The sequence below is a fragment of the Salinicola sp. genome (assembly GCF_982684285.1).
Window position 1 is genome coordinate 1 of sequence record NZ_CEXLVS010000183.1, and the last position, 8,199, is coordinate 8,199.

The following is an 8,199-nucleotide window of genomic DNA, read 5'->3' on the forward strand; positions in this document are numbered from 1 at the left end:
AGACGCTCTACGCGAGTGCCGAAGCGCGAGCGCGGCTGCTGCTGGCCGAAGGCGTTACCACGCTCGAGATCAAGTCCGGCTACGGTCTCGATCTCGACAGCGAACGGCGCATGCTGCAGGTCGCCCGCGAACTGGGCAAACGCCTGCCCGTGACGGTAAAGACGACTTGCCTCGCCGCCCACGCCCTGCCGCCGGAGTATGCCGAGCGCAGCGATGACTACATCGAGCTGGTGTGCGAGACGATCCTGCCGACGCTGGCGGGAGAGGGGCTGATCGATGCCGTCGACGGCTTCTGCGAGGGCATTGCGTTTTCTCCGGCACAGATGCGGCGGGTATTCGAGACGGCACGCCGGCTCGGCCTGCCGGTCAAGCTGCACGCCGAGCAACTGTCGCGCCTGGGGGGCTGCCAGCTGGCGGCCGAGTTCGGCGCGCTGTCGGCCGATCACGTCGAGTACGCCAACGACGACGATGCACGGGCCATGGCAGCCAGCGGCACCACCGCCGTGCTGCTGCCCGGCGCGTTTCTGACGCTGCGGGAGACCCGGGTGCCGCCGATCGAGGCGTTTCGCGAGCACGGCGTCGCCATAGCGCTGGCCAGTGACCTCAATCCCGGCACCTCGCCGGTGCTGTCGCTGCGGCTGATGATGAATCTCGCTTGCACGCTGTTCCGCCTGACACCGGAGGAGGCCCTGGCCGGCGTGACGCTGCAGGCGGCCAGGGCGCTCGGCATCGACGCCAGCCATGGCTCGCTCGAGGTGGGCAAGGTGGCTGACGCGGTTGCCTGGAGCGTGACCGGACCGGCGGAACTCGCCTACTGGCTGGGCGGCCAGCTACCCGGCATTCGCTTCCACCAGGGAGAGAGGATCAGCGCATGAGCAGCTTCCAATTGACCCGGGGAGCGACCCCTTTACTGGTATCGATGCCCCACGCCGGGACTCGCCTGACGCCGCAAGTCGAAGCCGGGCTCAGTGACCGCGGGCTGTCGTTGATCGACACCGACTGGCACATTCCGCAGCTTTACGATTTTCTCGATGACCTCGGCGTCAGTCGGCTGCAGGCCGAATACTCCCGCTACGTCGTCGATCTGAACCGTTCGCAGGATGACAAGCCGCTCTATGCCGGCGCGACGACCGGCCTGTTCCCGCAAGTCGACTTCGACGGCGAGCCGCTCTACCGGCGCGGGTGCGAACCTTCGAAAGCTGCGCGCGACTGGGCGCTGGAAAACGTCTGGCGGCCTTATCATCGTGCCCTGCACGAGGAGCTGACGCGACTTCGCCGGCGTTTCGGCTACGCGGTACTGTTCGACGCTCACTCGATTCGCTCGCGGGTGGCGAGGCTGTTCGACGGCCAGTTGCCCGACATCAACCTCGGGACCAACGATGGCGGGAGTTGCGATCCCACCTTGAGCGACCGGCTCGAGGCGATCTGCGACGCACAGACCGATTACACATGGGTGACCAACGGGCGGTTCAAGGGCGGCTTCATTACCCGTCACTACGGAATGCCGAGCGATGATGTCCACGCCGTGCAGCTCGAGCTTTCCCAGGCGACCTATATGGAGGAGCCGCGGGAGGCCGATCTGATAGAGGCATCAACGACTTTCCCCTATCGGGAGCGAGAGGCGACACAGGTGCAGGCGCTGTTGAAGGCCCTGGTCGAGGCGCTTCTGGCATGGCGTCCCCGTCCCGAGCCCGGGACCATCGCCTGATTCGGGCCTAGACACCTCGTCTATGGCGTGTCTCCTGGTTGCCGCGCTCGCCGCTGACTCTCCCGTGACCCAAAAACGCCCGCGCTCTTTCGAGTGCGGGCGTCGTCGTTTCTGGCCGGCATCGTTTCTAGCCGACACCGTTTCGATCGACAGCGTATTGAATCGCGTCACCGCGACGCTGCCGTGGCGATCACTTGTTGGGCTGCTTGGTCACGCGAAGGTAGGGCTTCTTCTCGTCCCAGCCGTTGGGGAAGAGTTCCTTGGCCTTCTCGTTGTCGATCGACGGCACGATGATCACGTCGTCGCCATCCTGCCAGTTCACCGGCGTGGCAACCTTGTGGCTGTCGGTCAGCTGCAGGCTGTCGAGCACGCGCAGGATCTCGGCAAAGTTGCGGCCGGTACTGGGCGGATAGGTGATGGTCAGGCGCACCTTCTTCGCCGGGTCGATGATGAATACCGAACGCACGGTGTTGGTGCCGCTGGCGTTGGGATGGATCATGCCGTAGGCCTCGCTCACCGAGCGGTCGGCATCGGCCAGCAACGGAAAGTTGAGCCCACAGCCCTGGGTCTCTTCGATATCGCCGACCCAGCGCTGGTGGTCGTCCAGCGGGTCGACGGACAGGCCGATCGCCTTGGTGTTGCGGCGCTCGAACTCCGGCTTGAGGCGCGAGACCTCGCCGAGTTCGGTGGTGCAGACCGGGGTGAAGTCGGCCGGATGGGAGAACAGGATGACCCAGCTGTCGCCGGCCCACTGGTGGAAGTTGATCGGCCCTTCGGTGCTCTCCTGGGTGAAATCCGGGGCGGTATCGCCGAGTTGCAAAGCCATGACTTTCTCCTGTTGCCGTTGGCGGCTTGCTTGAAGCCTGGGATCGGATGCCCATCATGACGAGCCGGGGCAGCGCTGTGAAACAATCGATAGCGATAACGACATGCCCGCGCTCGCGCGATGTGTCCGTGACGTTCCTACAACGTGGTAGCCAGTGCCCGATATCTCAAGGGCGAGGTGCGGTTTTGGTGGTCGCGTCACGGCAGGCGGTTCAATCCGCGGGCGCCGCCGCCCCCAGGTAGTGCTTGCGCCAGTAGCGGACATCCAGCGACGACACGCTGACGGTGCGGCCGCTGCCGGGGGCGTGGATCATCTGGCGGTCGCCCATGTAGATGCCGACATGGGTGGCATGGCTGCCCGAGCCGAAGAACAGCAGATCGCCGGGACGGGCGACGTCGATCTCCTCGAGGGCATGGAACTGCTCGTTGGAGGTTCGCGGCAGCGAGATGCCGATCTTGCCGTAGGCCATCTGTACCAGTCCCGAGCAGTCGTAGCCCCGGGGCGTGCTGCCGCCCCATTGGTAGGGCGTGCCGAGCGCATCCTTGGCGGCGGACATCACCAGGATGCGATCGATGGAGAGGTTGTTGCCATCGATGGCCGGTCCATCGTCGCGGGTGACGATCGCCTTCTGGGTACTGCAACCGACGAGCAGCAGCAGGAACAGGCCGATGAACAGCAGGCCCGGATGGGAAAGCGTTGCCTGGCGACAGGATCGGGTCGAGGGAGTCTGCCGCATCGCGGCGAATCGGGAGAAACGGTGGGGGGTGGTGCCTGTCGCCATGCCCGCGGGCCCTGTCTGCCGGTTTCAATCGAGTGTAGAGCAGGGGCCCGGTGCTGCAAAGTCGCACGGCCGCTGCGTTTGGGTTGCGGTCGTCAGGGTGGCTCCCCTCGAGCCGGGGTCGGGGATCGCGCCGCTTGAGAGCGGCGGAGGTTGCCCCCACTTTCAGGTGTCGCCCATCGGCGTTTCGGCTGTCTGTCGATATCGTCATCCGGACCCACAGGAGGATCCCATGTCCATTGCCGAAGACCAGGTTCCCGGCGTGCAAGCCGCCCCGACGGAAACGCGAGGCTTCGTGTTCAACCACACCATGCTGCGGGCCAAGGACCCAGCGGTGTCGCTGGCCTTCTACACCCGTGTGTTCGGCATGCGTCTGCTGCGCAAGCTCGACTTTCCGGAGATGCAGTTCACGCTCTATTTTCTGGCCCGGGTCGACGACGAAAGCGCCATCCCCGAAGACGACGGCGAGCGTACCGCCTACACCTTCTCGCAGAAGGGCGTACTGGAGCTGACCCACAACTGGGGCAGCGAGGACGATCCCGAGCTTTCGTATCATGACGGTAATGCCGAACCGCAGGGCTTCGGCCATATCTGCTTCGCGGTACCGGATCTGGCGGCTGCCGAGCAGTGGTTCGACGCCAATGGGGTCGAATTCAAGAAGCGTTCCGACCAGGGCAAGATGAAGAACGTGATCTTCGTCAAGGATCCCGACGGCTACTGGATCGAAGTCGTGCAGCCCTCGCTGTCGAAAGGGCTGGGAGCCTAGGGCACGTCCCCCGGCGTCTCTCCACCCGGCAGGGTGTCGCTAGGGCGTTGGGGGAGATCGCCCCGGGGCGATGCATAGGGGGAGCGCCGCAGGCAGCGGCGGTCGATCTGCTCGAGGGTTGGCCGTCCCAGCTGCGCCATCAGGTTGTGCAACTGATCCTTGAGCAGGTCGATGGCATGGGCCGCCCCGGCCTCTCCGCCCAGCGCCAGGCCGTAGAGCGTGGCGCGGCCGCAGAGCACGCCCTCGGCGCCCAGCGCTACGGCCTTGGCGATGTCGCTACCGCGGCGGATGCCGCTGTCGAGCAGCACGTGCATCGAATCTCCCACCGCGTCGACCACCTCGGGCAGCGCATCCAGCGTCGCCGGGGCGCCGTCGAGCTGGCGGCCGCCGTGGTTGGTGCCGACCACGCCGTCGGCACCGATGCGCCTGGCCTCGAGTGCGTCCTCGGCATTGAGAATCCCCTTGACCAGCAGCTTGCCGGGCCAGCGCTGGCGAATATCGGCCAGCACTTCCCAGGTCAGCCGGCGTGTCATGCGCTGATTGATGTAGCCGGCGGCGCTGCCCGCACTCTGCTGTTCCCTGGGCAGATACTTCATCAGATTGCCCAGCGTCGGCAGGCCCTGGGGCCAGAGCGCTCGATAGGCCCACTGCGGATGCAGGGCGGCGTCCAAGAGATAGGACAGTGCCAGACGCCGGGGATTGAGGTAGCTTCTCGAATCCCATTCGCGACGTCCCAGCACCACGGTGTCCGTGGTGACCATCAGGGTGTCGACGCCGACGTTCTTCGCCCGTTCGAGCATGTCGTTGCGAACGGCCTCGTCATCCAGCACGTAGAGCTGGAACCAGAGCCGCGCCTCCGGCACCGCGTCGGCGAGGGTCTCCAGGCTGGCGCAGGAGACCGTGCTCAAGGTGAAGGGGATGCCGCGACTGGCGGCCGCCCGGGCCAGCGCGATATCGCCGTCCCGCCACAGCATGCCGTTGTAGCCGGTGGGGGCGATTGCCAGCGGCAGCTCGGCGGGGGCGTCCAGCAGCCGCGTGCGGCTGTCGCGCTGCTCGACGTCCACCAGCGTCCGCGGTTGCCACCCCCAGGCGGCGAAGGCGCAGCGGTTGTCGTGCAGGGTGATCTCGTCCTCCGAGCCGCCGTGGACATACTCCCAGGCGAAGGCGGGCAGGCGCCGGCGCGCCATCCAGGCGAGTTCGTCGATGCTCTGGGCGCGGCGCCAGGCATGGTGCGAGGAGTAGCGTCGTTTCACGGGGCCTCTCGATGGCAATGGAGCGATGATGGACTCGACGTTAGCACGCCAACCATTCCTCGACGATGCCACCAACGGCGAGTCGACGGGGCTGGCGAATACCGGTGCGAGGGATGAGGGCCAGGCCGGCTTGCCGCCGGGGAACCCTCGGATGGCATTGGCGTCTGAAAAGGGATTTTATCCGGTGCAGCCTGATCCGAGACGATCGGGTATGCTTCCAGTTCGATTGCCGACAGACAAAGGATGGGGTGTTCATGGATCGTAGAAGTGTGCTGAAAAGCGCGATTGCCCTGGCTGCCTGGTATGGGTTGCCTTCGGCGCCGCTATTCGCGGCGGCGCGGGCCACCAGTGACATTGCCGATGGCGAGGCTTCTTCCTTCAGCTTCGATTGGCTGCAGGGGTTTGCCCGTGACCTGGCTGCCAAGGCCTATCAGAGCACCGTCGAGCAGCTACCGCCGACCCTGGCCGATCTCACGCCGCAGAAGTACAACGCCATCGGCTACGATCCCGATCATTCGCTGTGGAACAGCATGAACGGTCCGCTCGACATCCAGTTCTTCCACGTCGGCATGGCGTTCAACCAGCCGGTCCGGATGTACTCCATCGATCCGCAGACCCAGCAGGCCAAGGAGATCCATTTCCGGCCGGACCTGTTCGACTACTCCCGGGCCGACGTCGATGTCTCCCAGCTCGAGGGCCAGGGCGATCTCGGCTTCGCCGGCTTCCGGGTGTTCAAGGAGCCGTCGCTGACCGAGCGCGATATCGTCTCGTTCCTGGGCGCCAGCTACTTCCGGGCCGTCGACGACACCTATCAGTACGGCCTGTCCGCCCGCGGCGTGACGGTCAACACCTACAGCGACGGCAAGACCGAGGAGTTCCCGGCCTTCACCCGCTTCTGGTTCGAGACGCCGAAGCCCGGCGCAACGACCTTCACCGCCTATGCGCTGCTCGACTCTCCGAGCCTGGCCGGGGCCTATCGCTTCGTCATCCACTGCGAGGACGAACGCGTGGTGATGGATATCGACAAGCATCTCTACCCGCGCGAGTCGATCGCCCAGCTCGGCATCACCCCGATGACCAGCATGTTCAGCTGCGGTACCCAGCAGCGCGACATGTGCCTGACCTTCCATCCGCAGATTCACGACTCCGACCGGCTGTCGATGTGGCTCGGCAACGGCGAATGGGTCTGCCGTCCCCTCAACAATCCGCCGCGGGTCCAGTTCAACACCTTCGGCGACGACAACCCCAAGGGTTTCGGCCTGCTCCAGACCGACCACGACTTTACCCATTACGAAGACATCGTCGGCAATTATCACAAGCGGCCCAGCCTGTGGGTCGAGCCGAAGGGGCAGTGGGGCAAGGGCGAGATCCAGATGCTCGAGATCCCCACCACCGGCGAGACCATGGACAACGTGGTGGCGTTCTGGAAGCCCGAACAGGCGATCGAGCCGGGGCAGGAACTCAACTACGGCTACAAGCTCTACTGGAGCGCGCAGCCGCCGGTGAAACCCGAGCTGGCCCGCGTGCGCAAGACGTTCACCGGCATCGGTGGCTTCCCCGAGGGCTGGGCGCCGGGCGAGCACTACCCCGAGGTCTGGGCCAAGCGGATCGCGGTGGATTTCATCGGTGGCGAGCTCAAGCACTTCTACGACAACGATATCGACATCAAGACCCAGCTCGACGTGCCCGAGGGCGATGTCAAGCAGCTCGATATCCTGTGGGTGGAGGAGATCGAAGGCTTCCGCATTCAGTTCGACTGGTACCCCACCAGCGACTCCACCGATCCGATCAACATGCGCCTGAATCTGCTCGCCGACGGCAACACGGTGAGCGAGACCTGGCTCTATCAGTACTTCCCGACCCCGCCGGAGGAGCGTCACTATCCGGCACATCCCGCCCAGGGGTGACGGCGGAGCGAGTCCATTCGACCAGAAACGGGGCGGCCAGATGGCCGCCCCGTTTCTTTTCAAGCGCCCCGGAACCGGCGCAAGCCGAAGCCGCCTTTCAAGCGCCCCGAAACCGGCGCAAGCCGAAGCCCGCGACTAGTACCCGAACCGTGCCGCGACGGGGCCGGTGATCTCGGCGATCGTGGCCAGCTCGGCATCGCTGAACCTGGGCTTGTAGTAGGTCGGCGCGTGCAGGCCGCTGGCGGCGTCGGCCAGCGCCTGGGGCTCGAGTTCGAGCTCGGCGTGGTCGAAGACCGCCTGCAGGCTGTCATGAGGTTCGCTGCAGAGCGCCTCGTAGCGCACCAGCAGACAAGCCGATCTCAACTCCGGGTCGGCATCCAGCGTGTCGGCGACGTGGGCGTAGATCGCCGCCCAGTAGCGAGCCCACCCTTCGACTTCGTTGCCGGATTCCCATAGCCCGGTGATGCGCCGGGTCTCGTCGTCGTCGCCCACGTTGATCGCCCGCCGGTCGAGGCCGAACTCGTAGTGCCCCACCCGGCGCATGTGCTCCAGCGCGCGCGGCTCGCTGGTCTCGCCGGCCACGAACAGCTTCTGCTGCTTCATCAGCGAGGCGATGTGCCAGACTGGGTCGCGAATCACCAGGATGAATTTCGCCGCCGGGTAGAGCCGGTGCAGATAGCCCAGCCGCAGCGCGGAGCTCCTCTTCAGCTTGCCGGCATCGAGCTCCTCGTCGCCGAGAATGAGCTTGCAGAGGGTGCTCTTTCCCGAGCCATTGCAGCCGATGAGACCCGCCTTGTGGGAGGTCGAGAGCTGAACGCTCACCCCGTCGAGGATCGGCTGCTTGCCGTAGGCCTTGCACGCCTCGCTGAACTGGATCAATGCCGCCATGGACTCGAACGCTTCCCTTCAACAAAAGGCACAGCCTAACGGCCAGACCGCCGTGTTCCAAGCCTTCCTCTGA

7 protein-coding genes and 1 pseudogene are annotated in these 8,199 nt (G+C 65.4%); 4 read left to right on the top strand and 4 right to left on the bottom strand.

Features of this window, described 5'->3' with window-relative positions:
• On the top strand, positions 1 to 875 hold an 875-nt coding region (gene hutI / locus AC3AYF_RS14975), incomplete at its 5' end, for an imidazolonepropionase (RefSeq protein ID WP_295041116.1).
• Complete coding sequence (gene hutG, locus AC3AYF_RS14980; RefSeq protein WP_295041115.1) at positions 872 to 1,708, top strand: N-formylglutamate deformylase; 837 nt, start codon at positions 872 to 874, stop codon at positions 1,706 to 1,708. The genes hutI and hutG, both read left to right, overlap by 4 nt.
• A 190-nt stretch (positions 1,709 to 1,898) precedes the next feature.
• Here the strand turns inward: hutG and AC3AYF_RS14985 are convergent.
• Together AC3AYF_RS14985 and AC3AYF_RS14990 are read right to left on the bottom strand one after the other, a co-directional pair.
• Positions 1,899 to 2,537, bottom strand: a pseudogene (locus tag AC3AYF_RS14985) (peroxiredoxin); the annotation flags it as partial.
• Positions 2,538 to 2,745: 208 nt separating this feature from the next.
• On the bottom strand, positions 2,746 to 3,315 hold the full coding sequence (locus AC3AYF_RS14990; protein WP_295041114.1) for a C40 family peptidase: 570 nt from the start codon (positions 3,313 to 3,315) through the stop codon (positions 2,746 to 2,748).
• A 229-nt stretch (positions 3,316 to 3,544) separates the two neighbouring features.
• Here AC3AYF_RS14990 and gloA point away from each other — a divergent pair, with 229 nt between their 5' ends.
• Complete coding sequence (gloA, locus tag AC3AYF_RS14995) at positions 3,545 to 4,078, top strand: lactoylglutathione lyase (protein WP_295041113.1); 534 nt, start codon at positions 3,545 to 3,547, stop codon at positions 4,076 to 4,078.
• Here gloA and AC3AYF_RS15000 read toward each other — a convergent pair.
• Complete coding sequence (locus tag AC3AYF_RS15000; RefSeq protein WP_487779929.1) at positions 4,075 to 5,331, bottom strand: alpha-hydroxy acid oxidase; 1,257 nt, start codon at positions 5,329 to 5,331, stop codon at positions 4,075 to 4,077. The genes gloA and AC3AYF_RS15000 overlap by 4 nt on opposite strands.
• Before the next feature lie 254 nt (positions 5,332 to 5,585).
• Here AC3AYF_RS15000 and AC3AYF_RS15005 point away from each other — a divergent pair, with 254 nt between their 5' ends.
• Positions 5,586 to 7,238, top strand: a complete 1,653-nt coding sequence (locus tag AC3AYF_RS15005; RefSeq protein ID WP_295040345.1) for an OpgD/OpgG family glucan biosynthesis protein — start codon at positions 5,586 to 5,588, stop codon at positions 7,236 to 7,238.
• Between the two features lie 135 nt (positions 7,239 to 7,373).
• Here the strand turns inward: AC3AYF_RS15005 and AC3AYF_RS15010 are convergent, their stop codons facing one another.
• Positions 7,374 to 8,126 (bottom strand): ATP-binding cassette domain-containing protein, encoded by a 753-nt coding sequence (locus AC3AYF_RS15010; protein WP_487779930.1) that lies wholly within the window; start codon positions 8,124 to 8,126, stop codon positions 7,374 to 7,376.
• Positions 8,127 to 8,199: the final 73 nt, after the last annotated feature.